Annotated in this window: 22 protein-coding genes; all 22 read right to left on the reverse strand. The window is 31.9% G+C overall.

Annotation, left to right across the window (positions count from 1 at the left end):
* Position 1: 1 nt before the first annotated feature.
* The 22 genes from HN014_RS14915 to HN014_RS15020 all read right to left on the reverse strand — a co-directional run bounded on the left by HN014_RS14915 (position 2) and on the right by HN014_RS15020 (position 21,430).
* A complete protein-coding gene (locus HN014_RS14915; RefSeq protein WP_176029649.1) occupies positions 2-205 on the reverse strand; it encodes a helix-turn-helix transcriptional regulator in 204 nt (67 codons plus the stop codon).
* A gap of 3 nt (positions 206-208) precedes the next feature.
* Positions 209-718 (reverse strand): DUF2975 domain-containing protein, encoded by a 510-nt coding sequence (locus tag HN014_RS22815; RefSeq protein WP_176029650.1) that lies wholly within the window; start codon positions 716-718, stop codon positions 209-211.
* Between the two features lie 222 nt (positions 719-940).
* Positions 941-1,384, reverse strand: coding sequence for a DinB family protein (locus tag HN014_RS14925; protein WP_176029651.1), 444 nt, complete (start codon positions 1,382-1,384; stop codon positions 941-943).
* A gap of 68 nt (positions 1,385-1,452) precedes the next feature.
* A complete protein-coding gene (locus HN014_RS14930; RefSeq protein ID WP_176029652.1) occupies positions 1,453-2,358 on the reverse strand; it encodes a hypothetical protein in 906 nt (301 codons plus the stop codon).
* Between the two features lie 524 nt (positions 2,359-2,882).
* Positions 2,883-3,533: a CPBP family intramembrane glutamic endopeptidase gene (locus HN014_RS14935; protein WP_176029653.1), complete on the reverse strand. Its 651-nt coding sequence runs from the start codon at positions 3,531-3,533 to the stop codon at positions 2,883-2,885.
* Between the two features lie 116 nt (positions 3,534-3,649).
* On the reverse strand, positions 3,650-4,477 hold the full coding sequence (locus HN014_RS14940; RefSeq protein ID WP_176029654.1) for a LytTR family DNA-binding domain-containing protein: 828 nt from the start codon (positions 4,475-4,477) through the stop codon (positions 3,650-3,652).
* Positions 4,478-4,497: 20 nt separating this feature from the next.
* Positions 4,498-5,499: a PQQ-binding-like beta-propeller repeat protein gene (locus HN014_RS14945; RefSeq protein ID WP_176029655.1), complete on the reverse strand. Its 1,002-nt coding sequence runs from the start codon at positions 5,497-5,499 to the stop codon at positions 4,498-4,500.
* Between the two features lie 113 nt (positions 5,500-5,612).
* Positions 5,613-6,725 carry a serine hydrolase gene (locus HN014_RS14950; protein WP_176029656.1) on the reverse strand — a complete coding sequence of 371 codons (1,113 nt, stop codon included), beginning with the start codon at positions 6,723-6,725 and terminating at the stop codon, positions 5,613-5,615.
* A gap of 301 nt (positions 6,726-7,026) precedes the next feature.
* Positions 7,027-8,364 carry a serine hydrolase gene (locus tag HN014_RS14955; protein ID WP_176029657.1) on the reverse strand — a complete coding sequence of 446 codons (1,338 nt, stop codon included), beginning with the start codon at positions 8,362-8,364 and terminating at the stop codon, positions 7,027-7,029.
* A 167-nt stretch (positions 8,365-8,531) separates the two neighbouring features.
* Positions 8,532-9,302, reverse strand: a complete 771-nt coding sequence (locus tag HN014_RS14960) for an MBL fold metallo-hydrolase (protein ID WP_176029658.1) — start codon at positions 9,300-9,302, stop codon at positions 8,532-8,534.
* A gap of 61 nt (positions 9,303-9,363) precedes the next feature.
* Entirely contained in the window at positions 9,364-9,942 is a 579-nt protein-coding gene (locus HN014_RS14965; protein ID WP_176029659.1) for a Crp/Fnr family transcriptional regulator, read from the reverse strand.
* An 89-nt stretch (positions 9,943-10,031) separates the two neighbouring features.
* Positions 10,032-11,201 carry a hypothetical protein gene (locus tag HN014_RS14970; protein ID WP_176029660.1) on the reverse strand — a complete coding sequence of 390 codons (1,170 nt, stop codon included), beginning with the start codon at positions 11,199-11,201 and terminating at the stop codon, positions 10,032-10,034.
* A 181-nt stretch (positions 11,202-11,382) separates the two neighbouring features.
* Positions 11,383-12,507, reverse strand: a complete 1,125-nt coding sequence (locus HN014_RS14975) for a nuclear transport factor 2 family protein (RefSeq protein WP_176029661.1) — start codon at positions 12,505-12,507, stop codon at positions 11,383-11,385.
* Between the two features lie 110 nt (positions 12,508-12,617).
* Positions 12,618-13,655 carry a helix-turn-helix transcriptional regulator gene (locus HN014_RS22555; RefSeq protein WP_217704335.1) on the reverse strand — a complete coding sequence of 346 codons (1,038 nt, stop codon included), beginning with the start codon at positions 13,653-13,655 and terminating at the stop codon, positions 12,618-12,620.
* A 394-nt stretch (positions 13,656-14,049) separates the two neighbouring features.
* Positions 14,050-14,598 (reverse strand): VOC family protein, encoded by a 549-nt coding sequence (locus HN014_RS14985; protein ID WP_254884017.1) that lies wholly within the window; start codon positions 14,596-14,598, stop codon positions 14,050-14,052.
* Between the two features lie 156 nt (positions 14,599-14,754).
* Complete coding sequence (locus HN014_RS14990; protein WP_176029663.1) at positions 14,755-15,516, reverse strand: LytTR family DNA-binding domain-containing protein; 762 nt, start codon at positions 15,514-15,516, stop codon at positions 14,755-14,757.
* Positions 15,491-16,591 carry a sensor histidine kinase gene (locus tag HN014_RS14995; protein ID WP_176029664.1) on the reverse strand — a complete coding sequence of 367 codons (1,101 nt, stop codon included), beginning with the start codon at positions 16,589-16,591 and terminating at the stop codon, positions 15,491-15,493. The genes HN014_RS14990 and HN014_RS14995 overlap by 26 nt, the downstream gene beginning before the upstream one ends.
* On the reverse strand, positions 16,554-17,276 hold the full coding sequence (locus HN014_RS15000) for a hypothetical protein (RefSeq protein ID WP_176029665.1): 723 nt from the start codon (positions 17,274-17,276) through the stop codon (positions 16,554-16,556). Before HN014_RS15000 ends, HN014_RS14995 begins: the two co-directional genes overlap by 38 nt.
* A gap of 404 nt (positions 17,277-17,680) precedes the next feature.
* On the reverse strand, positions 17,681-18,502 hold the full coding sequence (locus tag HN014_RS15005) for a hypothetical protein (protein WP_176029666.1): 822 nt from the start codon (positions 18,500-18,502) through the stop codon (positions 17,681-17,683).
* A gap of 87 nt (positions 18,503-18,589) precedes the next feature.
* Positions 18,590-19,690: a serine hydrolase gene (locus HN014_RS15010; protein WP_217704336.1), complete on the reverse strand. Its 1,101-nt coding sequence runs from the start codon at positions 19,688-19,690 to the stop codon at positions 18,590-18,592.
* A 55-nt stretch (positions 19,691-19,745) separates the two neighbouring features.
* The gene (locus HN014_RS15015; protein ID WP_176029667.1) at positions 19,746-20,555 is read right to left on the reverse strand and encodes an AraC family transcriptional regulator; all 810 of its coding nucleotides are present in this window, start codon (positions 20,553-20,555) and stop codon (positions 19,746-19,748) included.
* Positions 20,556-20,938: 383 nt separating this feature from the next.
* Entirely contained in the window at positions 20,939-21,430 is a 492-nt protein-coding gene (locus HN014_RS15020) for a hypothetical protein (RefSeq protein WP_176029668.1), read from the reverse strand.
* Between the last annotated feature and the right edge of the window lie 42 nt (positions 21,431-21,472).

Consider the following 21,472-nt stretch of genomic DNA (forward strand, 5'->3'; position numbering starts at 1 on the left):
ACTATTCTATATAATCAATAATATCACCAGGTTTACATTCCAGTACTTTACAGATAGCATCCAGGGTCTCAAATCGAATCCCTTTTGCTCTTCCTGTTTTTAGAATCGATAAATTGGCAGGAGTAATACCAATTTGTTGTGCCAAATTTTTGCTTTTCATTTTACGTTTGGCAAGCATAACGTCTATATTTATAATAATTGCCATACTTTATATATATAAGTCTTGTTCGTTTTGAAGATGAAGCCCTTGATTAAATATTTCCGATAGAATAAACACGAAAATACCGAGAAATATATGTAATGAAACAATTATAAAAACGGGTGTTTCCAATTCTACAAAAAGATAGGCGATAAACATCAAAATAATTGAGGCAAATAAGTTGTGCCAATAGAAACGTTTTAGATGTATAATATTTGATTTGGTAAAAATCCTTGGCTGGAAAAACACTTTAAAAACATTAGATAAAAAGAAAAAAAACAGTGTATAGAATAGTAACGGAATTAAGAATGAAAATATCCAGTACCTCCAGGTATCATGCAAAAGAAGAAAAGGGATATCAGTAAACGGGTATTCAATAACTTCCTGTTTTTGAGTGTGATGAATGTTTATGCCTAATGTTTTACAACCTATAGCATATGCTGTTGTTACAAAATAGAGAAATGCCAATAGTGAGGTCACTACATAGAGTGTTTTTGAAATAAATTTTGTCTTCTTCATTATCGATGATGAATAATAATTTACCTCAAAAGAACAAAAAATTATTGTAAAACGATAATTTTTTAAAAAAAAATATTAAAACATGCATTGATACTAAATTCGTGCAGACGTTTTGTGTATACATTATGAGAAAGCCGTTGAGGGACTTTCTATAAAATATCGAAAGGGTATCATCGAAGTGAATTCATTATGTGATGGGCTATATACTATTGGAAATTATATTTATTTCATTATTTGTTCCAGGTGATGTTCTAAATGTGTTACATAATCGTTCATCAGAAATCTCAAGTCAGAGACCTTATTTTTTTCGAATTCAATTTTATAATTCAGCGTTTTTTCTGTTTGTTTCGTAATTAAATTAAGAATTCGGTTATTGATTGCATTCCAGCACTCGACAATCTCTTTGGTGTCAGAATTTTGATAATCATTTGCTTTGACTAACTCATCTTGATTATATCCTCTGATCCGATAGGGTTTGTTTTCAAACTGAATTTCTGTAAATCTTTGAAGGTTGTTAATCCCAGAGTCAATTAAATGTCCTAAGATCTCTTTCTTTGACCATTTTTCAGTAGCTCCTTTCCGACTCATTTCCAATTCAGAAGATTGTACTAGATAGGCGCTTCCTTTTTTTAGTAATTGTTCAAGTTTATTAATTGTTTCAGTCATTTCTCAAGAGTAGTTAGCATTTTATATCAACTGTCGTCTCCATGTATTTATGATGCTGTGGTATGTATTTATTTTTTTGGTCTGAGGTTCTCTATTACCTGAGCATTTACCCAATACCTTTTTCCTATATAAGTACGAGTTCCATCTTTTTTTACTTTCCATTCTCCTCTGGTAAAGAATAGATATTTCCCGTCATAGGTCACATGTGGAGAGCTCTCCTGGAGTTTTGTATTTATTATTGGTCCCATATTTATTGGTGTTAACCAAGAACCATCTTTATGCTTAAAACTGATATAGATATCTGATTGTCCATAGCCGTCTTCTCGTTCTACATCCCACATTAAGTAGGATTCATCTGGTGCAATATAAGGATGAGCGATGTATTCTCCTGTATTAATTTCGGCATTCATTTTTACAGGGGCTTCATATTTGCCATTTATCAGGCGTGAATAACCAAGATTACCATGACCGTTATCTTCTTTTTTAAAAAAAGGAAAATAATAAGTTCCATTCGATGAAACCGACATACCATGTGCCTGTTCTTCTAAGAAGGTTCCCATGCTTTCGGGGGCTGACCAACCCGAATCAATTCGTTTTCTATACTTTTTTCCAACATACATTGTACTGCCATCAGCGGAGAATTGTGGCCATTTTATATCGGTTTCAGATTCTTGCCCCCAACCATTGTCTTCATATCGAATAACAAAAAATGTTCGTTTTTTATATCTTCCGTTTTTTCTGGTAAAATAAAATTCCTTCATATCAGGTGAAAATATTCCTCCTTCGAACCTCCCTTCTGGAGATACTATTTTGGGATCAAAAAGAGTAGGAGTTAATGTAGGTGGTTCTTCACCAAAATAAGCACTTTCTATAAGGGGTGTTTCAACGTTATTTTCATTCTTATTCTTCGTCTTGCAAGCATTTAAAAACAGGATCAATAAAAGTATAGAAGATACAAAGCTGTATTTATTCATTGTTTAATGATTTCAAAATGTTTGGTATTGTGAGTTTGCGTAGTAATACAAATTGATTATGGATTTAAATGTACAGAATAGCAATAAGAAAACCCAAACTTCTCAACATTTAGTGGATATATGAATCAATTTAATTCTATATGTAATAGCAGCTATTGCCAGAAAATCATTGAAAACTGATATTTAGAACTTCGTATCGGTTTATTCCTTAAATGTGGTTCATATTTCTATGATAAGGACCACATCTGTGTATGGTGTTTAGAAAAAAGAAGGCTAAACATTAATATATGACCTGGTATTTTGCGTTATCTATCGCCTTACTATAGTTTATATTGTATTAGTAACACATTTAATTATTTGTACAGATTATTAATTGTATTAACATTCGCTAACTTTTTTAATCAAATGACCTGTATCCTTGATTTTTATGAATTTATAAAGCAGCAAATCTAGTTCTTAATGTTTGGAGCAAGCCAAATATCGTATAGTGTCTTCTTATAGATACGTTTATTTCTACTTAGATGTTATAACCATCCATTATATACGAAAATTAAAAAAACGGTGTCAAGGAAACCATGAATAGAAATGTTGAACCATAGGTCATTCTTTCGGATATGAAAAATAACAGCCAACAGCATCCCGGTAATGCCGGCCACGATCTGCCCACTAATTCCTTGATAGGCGTGTACCCAACCAAAAATAAGCCCAAAGAGTAAAATATTACAAACAAGACTTATGTTGCTGGAACCGAAAAACTTCGTAAACTGGCTCATTAAATAGCCTCTAAATACAATTTCTTCGGCAAAGGCAGCTGATATCCAAACATACACTAGAATTTTGAGTATTTCTGGCAAGTTCCCAGTGTAAACTTCGAATACAGAAAAATCTATGGGATGTCCAGTAAAATGAGTTACCACGGGTACTAAAACGTAGTAATAGAATAGAAATAACAAGGTGCCAAGTAATGGAGCTGTTAGGAGTAAATTTTTTGCGCTAGACTTGTTCCACCGAAAACCTAAAGATTTAAAAAGGTCTTTTTTGTATTCTATTGCACTTGCGATTAATAGTAATACAGCTGCTATGGTCATTTGAAAATACCCTGATAGGTATAAGATATAACAAAGAGCGATAGTTACTATAGGGGTTAATTTTGTAGTTAAAAAGGTGTTGTTCATATTTTTATTCGTTTAGAATTGAAAACGAAATAACAACGATCCGGGAAGAAAAACCGTTGAAAAACAGTAACTTTTACTGAATGGTATCAAAAAAGAACCTGAATAATCAGCTTGATTTATATTTTATTTCCAAACCAATCTTTAAACGCCTGCTTTTTATACCTACTGATATTTACCTGAAAGACTTTTTGATTAGCAATTGTTGGTTTGAGCAATAACAATAATTTTCCATTTGCTATGGGTTGTATTTGTTCTATAGAACGAGCGTGAAGAATTGTTTGCCTATTAGCTCTGAAAAAACTGTGCATATTGATTTTGTCTTCTACTTCATTTAACGTAAAATCTGTGCTAATGGTTGTCCCATTTGTTTTAACGAGATATACTATTTTATTTTCAGTGAAAAAAAATGCAATTTCATTATACCCGATCAAAGTAATTTTGCCCGCGTGTTCAACTTTAAGCTTTCCTTTTATAGATGCAAGCTTCAACAGCTTATATACATCAGATGCGAATAAAATAGTAATTCCGAGGATACTTAATAGAAGTGTAATAGAAAACCCGGTCAACAGATGATAAAAATTATATGATTTGATACCATGGATCAATCCATTTAATGTAAAATAAAATATAGTATAGACGATTGAAATATATCCCAAAGTCGTGAATAAAAAGCGCAAAAGTATGCGAGTATTAATTTTTTCTACGAAGTGAGTTTTTTTGAAATAGTTAAAATTGAAATAAGCAATGCTTATAATGATACTTCCGAGAAGGATTGAGATAACGATGGGAAACCAAGGGAATTTATAGGATTCATTTAGAGGAAAGTTTTCAGGTGCTGTAAGGTGATTGACTACTATAGATAGTATTACAAGTACCAAAGCACTTCTAACCCAAAAAAATAAAAAATTATCTTTTTGCTTAAAGAAAATGATCATTTTTTTCATTGAAATTGTAATCTGTTTTCTTATTTATAAATTTCTATCCCCAGTAAGCCTGATATATATAACGATTCTTCTATAAATGTAATGTATTCTGGTTCTACATTTGATTCTATTTTTTCTATTAAATCTCCATTCAAGGAGTCCAGTACATATACGTGTGTTTCCAATTCTGGATCTTGCGCTATCATATATACTTTGCCTTCAGCTACAGTATATGAATTAATCATAAAGCTGTTCTTTCCAAATTCCCATGACAAACTCCCTGTTTTTAGATTATAACAGCTAATGCCTGGAATATCTTCAACCACAACAAATAAATTATTATCAAAAATAGTCTTGCACTGCCATGTAACTTTTTTAAGCTCTTCAGCATCAAATGAAAGTAATAAATCGCTTGTGCTATTCCATTTTTTGATGGAAATCATTTTCGATTTGTTTGATTCTTCTATGAGCCAATTACTGTTTTTAGAGTTTATAACTCTTATTATTGATTTATCATAAACTTTTTTAGTCTCATTATCAGTTAATAGGAAAACACCGTCAGCTCCACTTAAAAAGATCATATCTTCCTCAATAAAAACAGTATCTACAAGATTGTCTAATTCTATTGTTTCACTTATTTCTAATAATGCTAAGTTTAATCTGCAGTAATAATTCTTATTATTTTCAATAGAAATTGATAAGAATTCTAAATGAAATTTCCGTTTAGGATGTATTCCATCACTGTAGATCCTGTATGGAGTTTCAATGACCTTTAATAATTCTCCTTCTTTATCTAAAACTCCTAAAATTTGTTTTTTTGTAGAGATATCAACAGCTCCATAAATAACATAGGCATCAGTTACCCAAATACTATGTGTACCTATAGGACTTGAATACTCAATTTCATGTTCCCATAACAATATTCCTGATAGTTTTTCAATAGCCAGAATAGTACTGTCCATCCTGAAATAGACATGATTAGAATCGTTTACTTCATTAAAAGCGACGTCAATAATATCTATTGAGTTTAACAACTTCATCATCTTATATCGTTATTGTTTTTTTATTGGACATTCATTTATTGCTAGTAAAATCTGGCTTAATACAGGTGTGATATGCAGCCACACTTGCCGTTTTAATTTTTATGGTAGGAGTATTATTTTAGTTGTTCAATTATTTGATTTGCAGTTTGTTTGATGATTTGATTTGCTTCGGGAAAACTCGAATTGGTGATTATCGAGATTCCATATTCATGCTCTGGGTAAATCATTAGCCAATTTTGACTTCCATAAATGCCTCCATGGTGTTCTATATGAGTTCCATTAGAATCATCAATTACATCCCAAAAATAAGCAAGCCAAATATTATCTACGTCTTTGAATAATTTTTTATGGGATCTTTTTACTATTGAATTGGATGCATTTAATTGCCATTTGATATAATGCAACATATCTAACGAATTAGATTTAACTCTCCCTGCGGCTCCCCAAAGATTAATGGGTTCTTTAAAATTAGGCATTAATTGATGCTTCTCATTGTAACCATTCGCCAAGAATCCTTGTTTGTCTTTGTCTAAATTGATAAAGCTGTTTTTCATTTTTGCAGGTACAAATAGTTTCGTCTTTAACAACTCTTCGAAAGGTTTGTTATAGATTACCTCCAACATATGTGCAACTAAATTAGGAGCAACATTAGAATAACTATACACCTTTCCAGGTGGTTCTGTTAGCTCTAATGATTTCAAATCAGCTAACAGTTTCTGTTTTTTATAGGTGGAGAGTATTTCTTTGGCTTTTGAATAGTTATCAAAATTAGGTGTTTGATATAAGGCGCTTACTTCTCCAATGTTTAACGGGATACCACTTGTATGTGTGATGAGGTGAATCATTCGAATCGGTTCATCTTTATAAATCAGATTTCTATAATCTTTCCCCAAAATTTCATAAATAGGAGTATTTAATTCTATTTTTCCTTCTTCAATTGCGCATGCGACTAAATATCCGGTCATCGTTTTGGTGACAGAAGCTATCTCATACAGGGTTTCATCAGTTGGTTTGTTACGCTGATTTTTATCCAGTTCTCCATAATGACCTATATAACTTTCTCCTTTATAGTAGACAGCAATAGAAACCGCATTAAATCGAGTGTCTTTTAGGAATGTATCAGCTTCCTTATCAACGATTAAAGTCAGTGTATCCGTTTTGGATTGTGAAGCACAACTGTTAAGTACTAACAAAATAAGATATAATATCTCAAACTTGATTTTCATATGTTAGTTTTTTGATTACTCACAACGTTTAATATATGTTATAACGTTGTAAAATGTTACGGTGTTTTTCGTTTTTATTGTATAAGGATTGCTAATTTTCTGTATGGTGAGTATTGTGTATAACCATAGATAGATCCGGTCATTTAATTATACAGCTGTTATAGTTGCCTCTGATGTGATGTTTCAAGGTTTCCTTATGTTATTTTTTAAATCATAATTGATTGATTTTAAAATTTTTTTGTTTGCTGTTTTGTTGAGGACTTTAGTATAATACCAAAAAAGACAGGTGTGCAATACCCACTTACTCTTTGGTATATTTCCATGTATTCCCGCTTTGTTCAAAAACCATTTGTTTGCCATCTGCCGAAAAAGTAAATGATATCGACTCGGCATACATTTGTTCTAAAACAAACCGATTATTTCCTTTATAAACTAAAGGTTCTTTAAATTCATTTTTTATAAAGTTAATTAAAACATTCTTGTCTTGAATAAAAACAGTTTTTTCGTCAGGTTCATTTTGAGATACATAAACCCCTACAAATTTTTTTACGTCATTTTCTGATATTTCTATAGGAGTATCATTTAAATACAATTTGAGAATTTCCTGATATACCCCATTAATATCGATTGTAGCACCGTTTGAAATTAATGTAAAGGCTAATTTTTCTCTGGCAAAATATATTGAAGTAGCTCTAAATTCATCTATACGTCCTCGATGTCCAAACCCATGTCTGTCATTTATTGTGTATCTAAAAAGACCCATTCCAAACCTGTCTTTTACATCCTTCATCAACTGTAGGTTTTCTTCTGAGAGTATTGTTCCGCTAAGTAGGCTTTCAAAAAAAGTATTTAAATCTTTCGGAGTTGAAACAATAGCCCCGGTTCCTTTAGCCGTCGATAAATTAGTTTTAGAGAATTCGTTCCACATATCATCGTAGGTATATGAATAAGATTCATTTTGATTCATTTCTTTCCCTACATATGTGTTATTCAATTGAAGAGGGATGCATATTTTTTCTTGTAAAAGATTGTTGTATGATGAATTATAGACTTTTTCGAGTATTAGAGACAATAGAAAATAGTTAGAGTTACTGTATTCCCCTTTACTATTTGGTTCAAAATTACTTTCGTATGCCGAGATTTTAGACACCATTTTTCTGGGGGATATATATTGTGTTCTGTTTTCAAAAAACCATTTGTCTTTTGTGTAGCTCGGAATTCCGCTTCTGTGTTGTAATAAATGAGCAATGGTAATCTTTTTTGCGTTTTTTATATTTGGGAAATAGCTTTCTATAGTTTCGTTTAACTTCAGTTTATTTTCTTCAATAGCCTTAAATACTAAAGTAGCTGTGAATGATTTAGTAACTGAACCAATACAATATTTCGTATGTATACCGGCTTTCTGGTTTAATTTTATATTGCTAAAACCAACAGCATTCTTATACACTATTTTTCCATTTTTAGATAGTATAATACTCCCCATAAATTTATTGTTTTTGTCATAAGCTTCTAATAGGCTGTCGATCTTGACTTGATAGTTCGTCGGTACTTGTTTTGTGGATTGCGTAGATTTTTTGTTTTCTGTACAAGAAAATAAGAGGGTGGTGAAGAGTACTATTAACAAGGTTTGATTATTCATTTTTACTGTTTTTTGATTGATTTTAATTGATGTATCAAATAAAATTAAAAAAATAATTGATATATCAAATAATTGTTGTTGTTTTTAAGAAATACTTACTAAAAATAGGGGAGGCAAGCTATAATGATCTAAGGGATGTATAGTAGCGGATTTATTAGAATTGACTATTAGTTAAATATCATCACCTGCCCATCTTCTGGGATTAATGTCTTTTCTATCAATCCTTGCCTGCTCAATTCATCTGTTAATTGTTTTCTTGTAATGGGACAATGATTAACAGCTTCTAAATGATTCGCTATTACTTTTCCTGGGGAGTTTTTAACAAATGTCACAATGTCCTCCATCTTCATTAATAATGGTTGAAAAAGGTCTAATTGAGCTCGTCCACTAGCTACAATACTAATTTCTGGTTTGTATTCAGATAGTACTTTGTGAACATCATCTGTATAAATTGTATCGGAACTTATGTACATGGTTTTTTCGTTAGGCAATCGGATATAAAACCCCATTACAGCTCCCATTGGTTTTGCTATAAACCCGTAGCCGTGAACCGCGGGGATACCTTCGATTGTTCCTCCTAAAAACTCAGAAGTTTCCCAATAATTAATTACTTGTGTTATGTTTAACCGGCGTTTAAGAAGTGTTTTTTTATCTTTAAAGCTGCATATCACAGGAATGTTTTTTGATTTTAAAAACTTTTCGGCTTCTTTATCTAAATGATCGGGATGTACATGAGTTATTAAACAATGTGTAGTTTTTTTCACTATTTCCATTGCATTAATTGGCAGGTCAAGTATTGGGTTTCGTTTGGGTTTATACCTAAATAATGTGAAGGAAGGACCGGCGGTTCCTTTTTTGCCAAGCATTGGATCTACTAAAATTACCTTGTTGTGGGTTTCGATAACCATAGTAGCATTTCTCAAATGATGTATTTTCATAATTTTATCTTTTCTCAACGACAAAATTAGAGTGTCAATTCTCTGATTACATTGATTTGAATCAAGAAATACGTTTGCGAATCCTGCTCAATGTTTCAGGGGTAATATTTAGGTAAGAAGCTATGTGATACTGAGGAATCGTTTGTAACCAATTTGGTTTGTAAATCAGAAGCTCGTTATATAATTCTTCGGATGATTTGGTTATTCTGTTGAATTCAAACAGTTCTTTTTGCTTTAATAGTTTTCGAAAAGACAGATCAATGAATGACTTTCCACATTCGTATTTTTTTAGGATGTTTCTAAACGAATTTTTATCAATAACCAACAACTCTACAGGGGTTAACGTCTCTTGATATTTTTTTGTTTTGGTATCGTTGATAAACGAAGGCAAATCGGTAATAAATTGTGGTTTTGTATAAAAATTTATGTTAGTTTCTTTATTGGCAGAGGCATAAAATTCTCGAATAACCCCTTTGTTTAGAAAGCGTAACTGATTTTCTTCGGTGTTTGCAGCAAGAATCAGAGTGTTCTTTTTGAGCTCTTTTGTGCGGAATAAATCTAATAACTCTTTTAAGCCTTCTCTATTGAGGGGGTATTCTGTTTCAAAAAATGATATTATTTTGGTTATATCTGGTTTCATTCTGCTTGTTGTTAACAGCTTTGTACGTAGATAGTAGGTGATTTCATGCACTTCTTTTTTTTCGATAAAATATTGTTCAATACGGGATATTAATTCATAAACGGAGCAGGGGTAACGTTGGGTATCACAATAATATAATCAAAGCCATGCAATGTTTTCTTTAAGGTTTCATCCTCAATTTGAAGTTTATCAGATTTAATTGTTTTCAGAATCTGAGAAATATCGAATAAACTCCAATGTATAGCATCTGAAGCTTCAAAGAAAGGCGCATAATGCTTTAAGTCATTACCAGATGGGTTTATTTTTTGAGGTTCCATCCCTTCAAAAGGGACTCCTTGTATTCCATTTTTTCCTATTATCATAATGTGTAGGGAACTTTCAAAATTTGCATCAGATATATTAGAGACGAAATTACCGATATCATATCCACCTAATATGCTTTGAGCCTTGTTTACGTGAATAGCCCCGTACTTGAATAAGTTTTTACCAGTATTGAATGCTTCAATATTCTTTAGTATTTCATTTTTCATCAATTGAATTCTCAGATGATGATTTTGGTCACGATATATTTCTCGAGATAGTTTTAAGCTGGCTATGATCTTCTGTTCACTGGCACTTAATTTAAGCTTTTCAAGTTCTTGTAGATTTTGTTCAAATTCATCAGTGAATAAATATGGGCTTCCTTTTCCAGAGGTAAACAACTCAAACTGTTTTTTAGAGTTTATTGCGATATTCGAATAAAGCTCTTTGGCTTTCTTATGTTGTGTGATTTCTTTTAATTTAGAAGCTATTAATCCATCTGCGGTTAATGCTATTTGATCTGTACCAATGATGTTTGTACCTTTTTTTATCAATTTTTTCAGCAACTGGAATTCGGATGCTAATGCATAAAAAGAAAATGCGTACTTATAATCCGTAATAAATTGATCCAGCTTATCCTGAGGGAGCTTATGTATTTTTTGAGAAATAAAATCTCCAGAATACGGGTCGATCTCACAGAAAAAGTTATCAAATTTTATTTTGGATGTGATTTCAGAAACAAATAATGGGATCTCATTAAAAAAGTGGTCTTCTCCAATTAATGTATTTTTATGAGATGCAATCTCCGTCATAATTTTATCCCAGCCATCACCTTTGAACTGACCTTGCTGGTATGAGAACGTGGCTTTATTAGTATTGATTACTTTTGCTAATGCTGCCTGTCCATAAGTATTTACGGCAAGAAAAAATAACGTTAGTGCTATGTATAGTTGTTTCATTCTTAACTTTTTATTAATAGACGAAAAAATAATTATTTTGTTACTCCAGTAGTTGTTAATACTTTTAGTTAGACAAGATACTTAATAAAAACAACAGCGGTTTAAGTTCACTCCTAAACCGCTGTTGTTTTTATATGCTGTTGGCTATTGGTTTTGCCTAATAGAATACCTCATAACCTAACTATTTTTTTCCTTCATTTAAATTCTCGATTATTTTTAGGGCGACCTCTCTGGATGACAAATAATTTTGCCCGGTTATTAACTTCCCATCGACTTCTACGTGCGCTTTATTTCTGGGAGAGAATTTAAAAACAGCACCTCGGTTTTCTAATGTTTTCTGAATTAAAAATGGAAAATGCCTAAAGTATTCTGCATCTTGTTTCTCGAATGAATCGGGATACCCGCTAACGACTTTATTCTTAAACAGATAATTACCCTCTCTAGTTTTTAGATTTACAATTCCCGCTGTTCCATGACAGACAGACGATACAATCCCATCATGTTGCTCATAGATCGTCATTACTAATGTTTGAATTTCTTTGTTTTCCGGAACTCCAAACATCGCAGCTCCGCCACCTATGTAATGCACGGCTTTATAATTAGCAGGAATGATTTCATCAGGTTTGTTTGTGTTTTTTAAAGCATACATAAAATCGGAATTATATAGATATTGTACGCTCAATGAATCTGATGTATCAATATATGAAAGTGGGATAGTTCCCCCTTTCGGGCTTACAAAATCCACTGTAAAACCGGCATTTTTGAAAGTATCATAGGCATTTACTAGTTCGGAGAAGCTATTTCCTGTAGGGATATCAGAATCTCCGTAATAGGCCGCATTTGATACGATAAATAAAATCCTGTCTGCTACAGATGCACGACTGCTTTTATCTTTTGCAGCTGTTTTACTGATAATTTTCCATTGCTTCTCTATCTTTTTTAAAAGAAATAAATCTATATATCTTGAATTATCATCAGGAAATAGTATTTCTACCTTTGCACTAGCAATTGTATTGTTGTAGTCTATTGATAGTATATTTCCGATTCGGCCATTGAACTCCCCATGTTTTTTATTTTCATACCAGCTTTGATATTTTTTTATGGGCACAATCCATAATTCGTCTTTTTTGTTATCTAAGAAGAGATCTGCTTCTGCATAAAATGCTTTTTTAATAAGTTCAGGTTGATTGTAAGATGTACCATTTATATAATTCAGGAGGGTATTTTTAATTGCATGTTCTTCAGTTTGTCCGAAAGTAAAAAAGTGAAAAAAAATAAGACTAATTACTAAAAAAGAATATTTCATAAAAATTGTATTTTGTTTTGACCGCAATTTTAGTTGAAATAGTTATTTACACTATAACAGAATTATAGTTTAGAACTCCTAATGTATACATTAGGAAGGCAAAAATGGACTTATTTGCCGGTGTATTTAGAAGGGGTGGTATTAGTAACTTTTTTAAATGCAGTATAGAATGTGCTGTTCGAATTAAACCCACAAGCTTCAGCAATTGTTTCAATTTTTAAATGAGGTTTTGTTTCTAGAAGTTGTTTTGCTTCTTCAATTCTGTATTCATTAATAAATTGAGAAAAACTTTTGTTTAAATTGTTATTTAACAACTGTGATAATAATTGCGGTCGGATATTAATCTTTTTAGCCAAACCGGGCATTGTGATGTTAGGGTTTTTAAACAGCTCTTCATTGATTAGTATGGATTCAATTTTTTCCAATAACTGATTCGCTTCCGTTTCTTTTATTTGAACATTGGCATACTTTTTCTTTTTTACAGAAACGATGAATTCTTTTTTTCTTTTGTAATAAAGCAGTAACCCTGATAAATAAAAAATAAAAGAAAATGATAATGCCCCTATAAGATATGAGGTGTAGGCAGCTGTATTGTATGCTACCCAGATGATTAAAACGCCGAAGAAGACATTGACAAGCCAAATTTCATCATAGTTCAACGTCTCTTTTTTGGAGAATAATTTTCGAATGACAGATTTTAACAAGAATGTAGAAATAACAATGTATACTAGCCATTGAAAATTAATAATGTAGTAGAAATAGTTAATCCAAAGGTCAATATTGGTTTGATATGGATATAGAATTCCTACACTTAATATAAGGAGTAGAAGGAAAAGCAATTGAAAGTTTAAAAACTTAATTGATTCATCAGGTTTTAAAATCTTAGCCTTAATGTAGAAATATAAAAATGGACCTATAAAAAAACAAGCAGACAACCCGATTTGCAAGTATGTTTTAGAAAGCTCAGGGTTAAAGAAAAAGAACAAGGATTTCCAAACACGAATACTCAAGGCTGCAAGTAAACCACCTAAAAAATAATTTGACTTGTCAGGTGATTTGACAAAAAATAAAAAATAAACACTGAGTATAATGCTATTAAAAGCTCCTAAAGCACTAAAGAAGAATATTAACTTGTTGTCTAGCCCCAATTGGTTTGTATAATTTTTTAGTTTGTAACTAATGGTTGTACATATAAAAGATATATAGTACTTTTTGTTTAAAAACAAAGATAACAGAAAAGCACTCATTTTTGTTTTAGTCCGTACCTGCTATTTTTTATATTCGTTATTGAGCGTAGTTTATTTCTTATGGTCACAGTTTAAAGGCAACTCTTTGTAAGTGTTAATGTGATTAAAACAATCTCTTGTTATTTTTTTTTAGGGACCTATTCCTTCATCCAGAGGGTAGGGGTATTGAGTGTCTCCTGGTCAATTTGCAGCACCAGAGTGACAATCAAGATATGAATTTCCATCATGGTCGACTGCGATAATGGTAGTATTGTCAGTTTCCATATTCCTGAAATAGGTCGAATACCTGAATTTTTTATTGCAAATTCAGTTGCCAGGAGATCCCAAATTGGTCTTCGACAAATCCAAATTTTTGACTGAAACCATAATTGTTCAATGGCATCATCACATTACCGTTTTCAGATAGTTTTGTGAACAAATATTGAAGTTGACTTTCATCCTCGCATTCTACATAATTTGAAACAGCAGGCGTAAAACCCCAATCATGTATTGCCGGACTGTCACTACACATAAACAGGTTTCCATTCAAATGGAATGTGGCATGCATTATTGTTCCTTCTTTTCCTGGTCCTTCCTTTTCCCAACGTTTTAGGTCAACAATTTTGGAATTGTCAAACAGTCCTATATAAAAGTTCATAGCCTGTTCTGCATTTTCTTTTTGGAATGTTAAGAATGTTGCGATTTGTTCCTTCATAGTATTTGAGTTTTCTCTTTTTAATTTATTTAAGCTGTCAAGTTCAGCACGTAATTGCCTCAATTCCTCAATTTGTTCATTATTTTGCTTATTTTCAGTACAATTGAATGCTAGTAAAGCTAAGAATAGGATTAATATACTTTTTTTCATAGTTGGTGCTTTTTTCGCCTTTAGAGAATGTCTACATATATGAATAGTAGTAATATATGTCTTACCATTCTAGGGGGTGTTGATTTTAAAATTACAAAACTGCTTTTGATTTATCCCTTAACTCCCTATTATTTTTATACTTTGTAAGCGGTGATATTATTTTCTAACCCAATCTTTAAATAAGGGAGTCCTATTAACGGATGTGATTAATGTACTGTTTTTATTTCCAGTTAATTTGATAGCCACTTTATTCTTACCGTATTGCTCATACATTGAGATAAACTCAATATTGATGAGTTGAGATTTATTGATTCTAAAAAACATCTTTGGGGATAGGGTTGCTTCGATATGACTCAGCGTTAAGGTTTCCTTTATTATGAATTTCTTATCAGATTCAGTATGCGCGAATAAAACACCTCCTTCAATTTCGATTAATTTAACCAGGTTTACTTTTAGAATACTTACCTTTCCTTTTCCTGACTGAACTACAATACGCTTTCTATAATCGGGGTCTCTAAAGATTTGTAGTGCTTCTATATTACGTTCATTTGTGCCAGAAATTTTTGTTTTTAAAGTAAAGTAGTTTGCCATTACTTTTGAAAATTGTTCATAGGTATATGGTTTTAATAGATAACCAAAACCGTGATTTTCAAGAGCGTTAAATGAGTAATGATCATAAGCAGAAATGAATATGAAAGGACAAACGACAGGGGTCTTAGTTAATAAATCAAAAACATTGCCGTCTAAAATTTCAATGTCCGAAAGTACTAAATCTATTGAATGATTAATAAGTGTATGTATAGCTTCTTTAAAAGAACCAGTACTCAACACTATATTTATGGAAGGATCATATCGTTTTATATAATCTTCTACCTTTTTTCGGGATTGTATTTCATCTTCTATAATGAGTATCTTCATTGAGGGGGTAGTTTTCGATAATTAAAGGAATAATGATGGTAAATATATCGTCTTTGTCTTGTATTATTACTTGTTCATCAAGACTAAGTTGATATCGTTCAACTAAGCTTTTTAATCCAGTTTTATTAGAGGTTGATATAGGTTTCTTTGACACTTTCTTAGGGTTGCTTATGATCAATGTTTCGTTTCGTTTTTCAATTGTCAATTCTAGTTTTTCGCCCTCCTTACAGGTATTGTGCTTTACGAAATTCTCAATTAGAACCTGGAGCGTATTAGGGACTAAAAATATGTTTTTAAAATCGTCAATAATAAATCTGATTTGGTAGCAATTGTTGAATTTTACATTAATAATATTCAGGTATTTCTTAGCGAAACTAATTTCCTGACTTAGCGGAATGATAGCTTGATTATTTGATTTTATGATATGACGGTATAAAACAGCAAGGTCTGTTATAAAATCTTTCGCCTCGTTTTTATCTACATCTACCAGATGATGCAATATATTTAGATTATTGAATAAAAAATGAGGTTCAAAACCTTTGTTGAGCAAATCGAGTTGATTTTGTAATAGTGCTTTTTCATGATCGTCTATCTGTTTTCGTAGTGTTACATTTTTATGCATATAAAAATAGCCGAGCATTAAAAGTATAATCGGAATTCCAAAGGATATTTCCCAGTCAAGTGCATTAAGTAATATCAAATTGAATGGGATACCGATGCCTCCGGAAAAGATAAATCTAATAAGCACAAAATAAATGAGAGACCAAATTAGTGTAAGAAATATGGCTAAGAGTAATATAAGAATGTATTGCCGGATATTTGGGTAATAGATTTTGGTATCGAAATACTTAATGACCGGGAATAATACGATTGGAGTTAATATACAATAGCATAGCAGAATTAAATGAATGTCTAGTCTATAAAACTGGACATCTCCTCCGGTTGTATATGTATACTTTATATAATAATTGACGGCACTCCAAATTATAGCATATACAATTAGAAGCGCCCCAATTAAAATATTTTGTCCGGTTTTACTATTTCGAATATTGGTGTACCACATTTCCTTTCTCATCTAAAATTTGGAATACAGCTTCGTCATTATCATCTACTTTCAAAATAATGCGGGCATTTTGTTTGCTATCATACAGTGTCAATGCAGCATTATGATTTTCGACTCCTAAATTGACTCTGGAAACCATCTGAGATTGTAAAATTTTGAGTTGTTCTCCGGGTTCATTCGTATTAATCTTTGAGTTTCTGGCTTCTTCAAGAAACTTCTTTTTGTCAAAACCAGCATCTTTTCTTGGACTGTCTAAAACCACAAAATGTGCAGCAGAGGTTTCAGGGGTTTGAATTCGATTATAACCAATTGCCTCTAAGGGAACACCCGTGTAATCCAAACTATTCAAAGCAAATGACATTTCCTTGGTACCTCCGTAACCAATACCGCCAACTTCATCTCCGTCTGGACCTATAAATATAATGGCAGCCATATTGGGAGGCACGTTTCTTTCTATTTCTTCTCCTCCAAAAGGTGCGGTAGTTAAATCAGTTGTCATTCGGATTCTTTCTGTCCCTAAACTATCGATCATTGTCAGTTTCTTAACCACGATTTCATCAAAATGCTGAACATTGGTGCCTGAGCTTTTAAAGGCGGATATAATAAGGATTATAGAGAATATACCTATGATGGTTACCACACTTTTTAACAAACGATTTTGTTGTTTGATGGCATCATAATTAGAATGTGTATTCATTTTACTTTTTTTTAATTAGTTAAAAATATTTTGATGCAAAATTGTTCTGAATACCTTCTTATTACAAGTGTTTTCCATTTAACTTAGATATTTATAGGTTTAACTTGGTTTAATCAGGGGTAACTGTTTTTAGTGTATGATTTTGTCGTGTATTGGCGGAACTAATTTAGTAAATACAGACAGTATAGAAAACCTGTATGAATTTTCATAAATAGGAGAGTGCTAACTATATTTTATACGCCATGTTGGGAATAATTTTTTATGCTTTCTAAAATTGCTATTGTAAATAGAATAATATCTATAAAATAGGACGTAAACTACCACTTGTTACCAGGTAGAGGGCGATGATGATTACATACAATGTTATATTTTTTGCCAATTTATTTATGCAGGATATGTTCATCTTACTCTAGGGAATCACCGATTCCATCTAAACGTATTTTTATAACCTTGTTACTAGACATGGTGTAAAAACCGGATGACTCAGAACTTTTTACGCTAAGATCATTCGATGAGTTTTCTGTCATACTTATGTCTGATCCAATAAAGCAACGTTTCTCCAGATCAAAATAATATGTGGAGATGCCAGTTATTTTTTGGGTATAATGTCCTTCCAGGTCCTTTGTTAGCTTAAGGGTTGAAATATCCAATAGTCCTTTCAAAATGGCACATTTTCTACCTTGTATCGTTCTAATTTTAGTAAAAGTTATTGTGTTAAATCCTTCATTATATAATGAGGGGTCCTCTTCAAGAGGAAGCTTAAGTGGAATTTTATAAGATTCTCCTCTTTGTATATTTGAAGCGGGAAGGGGCATTAAAAGTTTAAAATACATATCAGCATCTGATTCCCCAAAGTTTCCATTTGGTGTTATATCGGCAATAGTTTTTGTAGGAATAGTCAAAGAAGATGAGTCGTTGAGAGTCCCATCTTCTTTGAACCATTTATACTGTAATTGTAAGTCTTTTATACTAAAATCGGCAAGTTGATTTGGCTTTGCCTGAACAGTAATAGTACTCTTTTCGACTATTGCCGATTTTAGCAGAGGACTGTTTTCTGACTTCTTAAACTCACTTGATACCGTTGCTTTTAGTGAATAGACGTATGTATTGTTATTACTGAAATCCCAAATTAATTTAAAGGCTTCAGAATCATTATTGATATTTTTCTTTGGGCTCCCACAACTGGCAATTACTATACTTAGTAGTATAAGTATTGTTTTATTCATATTAATTTAGTTATCTATAACAGTAAATATAACAAACGTAGTTGAGCTGAAGAGGCATTATGTTTTGTTATATTGTGTCAATAGCTTTTATTTTTTAATTGCTGGTACAATATATTCGCTTAGTAGTTTAGATGTTTGATTATGAGATTTCATTCCTCCGTTGTAAAACGAACTAGTCAGAACAACGACCATATCTAAATCAGGGAAAACAACTACTTTATTTCCACCTGTTCCTGTCATATAATATGCTTTTTCATTACCAAAATCTGAAATCCACCACAAATAACCATATTTATATTCTCTATCTACATTGAATTTTGCTTTGGGAGTTGTTGATTTAGTTACCCAATCTTTAGAAATTATTTGCGTTCCTTTCCATTTACCTTGATTTAAATAGAGTTGACCGAATTTGAGTAAGTCCCTACTGCGAAGCCCTAATCCACCGCCAGTCATTGGGATATTTATTGGAGTCATCTGCCAATGATAATTTGATATACCTAATTTATTAAACAATGATTTCTTTGCATAGGTGTCTAAATTACCGGAAATATGATTTATAATATCCCCCAAGACAACCACTCCGGCAGTACAATAACTAAAACTTCTTCCGTATTCAGAATTTTCTGGTTTTGTTACCCATTCAGGATATCCTTTTATAGGCAAATCCCAGTAGAATTTTACCCAATCTTCTACTAAATACATCCGTTCTTCATTTCCTCTTGATAGTTGATTCCAGTCATCACATTCTAATGATGACGACATTGTAAGCAAATCTTCGATGGTAATACTATCTTTTCTGACATCAGGGTAATAGATGTTTTTTCTTTTTGAATACTTCGAAGCAAATTCCTTTTCGGATGTCAGTTTCTTATCATCAATTAAACAACCAATTAGAGTTCCGGCAATCGTTTTGGTAGCAGAACGGGTATTGTGAAGCGTTGAATCTTTAGCCCCGTTATAATATTTTTCGAACACTAAATTTCCTTGGTGGGCAATAACAATACTGGTGATTTGTTTAAAATGACTGGAAGCGATAAGGCTATCCATTTTTTTTAAAACCTTATTCCCAGTTAAGGAATTACTTGTATTCCAGCCATCTTTTAGTTGTCTGGGAGTGAAAGGGGTTTCTTGTCCAAGAAGTACTTGAGAGAAAATGAGTATAAATAGTGTTAGCTTGAAGTTGTACATTATGATGTTTTTTTAGCAAAGAACTCAATTCTATTTCGTAAAAAATTGGAAATTCTTAACCTAGAATTTTAATCACCTCTTTCGGGGTGTATTTTAGGTGTTTTTTAAATTCTAAAATCATATGACTTTGGTCGTAATAATTCATTAAATATGCAATGTCTGTTAGCGTGTGTTTTTTGGTAAGAATAGCATTCAGTGTTTTATTTAATCTAATCTCTCTGCAATATTGACCAAAAGTTTTTCCATAGAACTTATGAAATGTTCTGGAAAGATATACTGGATGTAATTTCAGTTCATTGCTTATTTGCTCAAGAGTGATTCTCTCTTCTGAATTTTCGTAAATCAATTCTTCGAGTTTTTTAAACCAGTGAGGCTTTTTTCTATCGGTCTTTTCATTCGATTCCTTAATTCTTGATAATAGCTGTAATAGTAACAATTCAATACTAGCTTGATTAAAATTATCTGATTGTTTTGATTCGAGTAAAATTTTGAAAACAAGATTCTTGGAGTATGAATCTTGAACTTTTATGCTCCCTTCAATATTGGTGATGTCAAAATTCAACTTCTTAGCCCAATTTCTATTGATTTCTATATGAGCTCCTCTCGTAAATTCGGGAGGTTTTATATTTCGATGAAAATCCTGCCAGTTGTGAAATAAAAGAGCCCCTTGAGATAAGGTATACTTTTCTTTTTTATTTTCTTCAATTAGTTTGCCCTGAAGTAAAAATGTAAAATAAGGGTTTTCGTGTGAGTGCCAGTCCACGTAGTCATGTGTGTATTCTGTATCAGTTACTGTGATTCCATTAAAACTCAGCTTATGATTTAACTCTCCAAAATATTGTCCTTCTTTTAATTGTTTAATCATTTTTTGATGGGGTCTAATTGATACTAAGGTTTCCTATATGTATCGTAGTAATGCAAAATGTTACTGCACGGTTCTATTTTTCTATGCAGTAGCTATTAGCATTTTCATTGAATAAACATTGTACTTTATCAAAAATACAGCAATCATTTGATTGATTCCTTAGTTGCTATAATTACATATAATAATGATGTTAGAGTATATTATTTTTATTTTACATTAGATTTTTACTTCAATCAAATTCAGTTTTTTTCATTTCTTAACATATCTGCTCAAATAAATTAACCGTTTCTAGTTTTAACTAATAAGACGTATAGGAGAGGTCATAGTTCCTATGAATATTTTATATTTTGTGGGTATTAGTAGAATTTATGTACGGCACAATTTTAGAGTACCTTCTCAGACTTGAACATTTCTTTTCTTGTCAAGACCAGACCGATAGCCATCAATATGCAAAACATAAAAGGGAAGATAAAGAATGGTACTCCCGTCTCGGTAAAAAACCTAAACACACTATAGGCATCCTGAAAACCGAGCCAGATAAGGGCGACCAACATATACCACCAAGCCCACTTATGACCATCTCTTAAAGCAAAGCGACTAATCATAATGATTGAGAAAGCCCCTATAATTATGTTGACAGAGCTTAGGGCGGAGATGAGGTCAAGAAAATCACCAGAATCCTCTGACACGTTGATCATATCATTATAACTAAAGTCCAGCTTAGCGATAACCAAATCCCAGGTGGAGTCCGGATTACTTTTAGACATCATCGAAGTAATGAACATTGTCCAGCCTGCCATGAAAGGAATAAAACCAGCTGCAAAATTCCACTTCCAGCTTTTTATTTCATTGTGTTGTGTTGTTGATTTTTTCATCTTACTGATATAATTATTGCAAGTATTGAATGTATATGGTGA

The sequence above is a fragment of the Aquimarina sp. TRL1 genome (assembly GCF_013365535.1).
GTDB classification, from domain to species: Bacteria; Bacteroidota; Bacteroidia; order Flavobacteriales; family Flavobacteriaceae; genus Aquimarina; species Aquimarina hainanensis.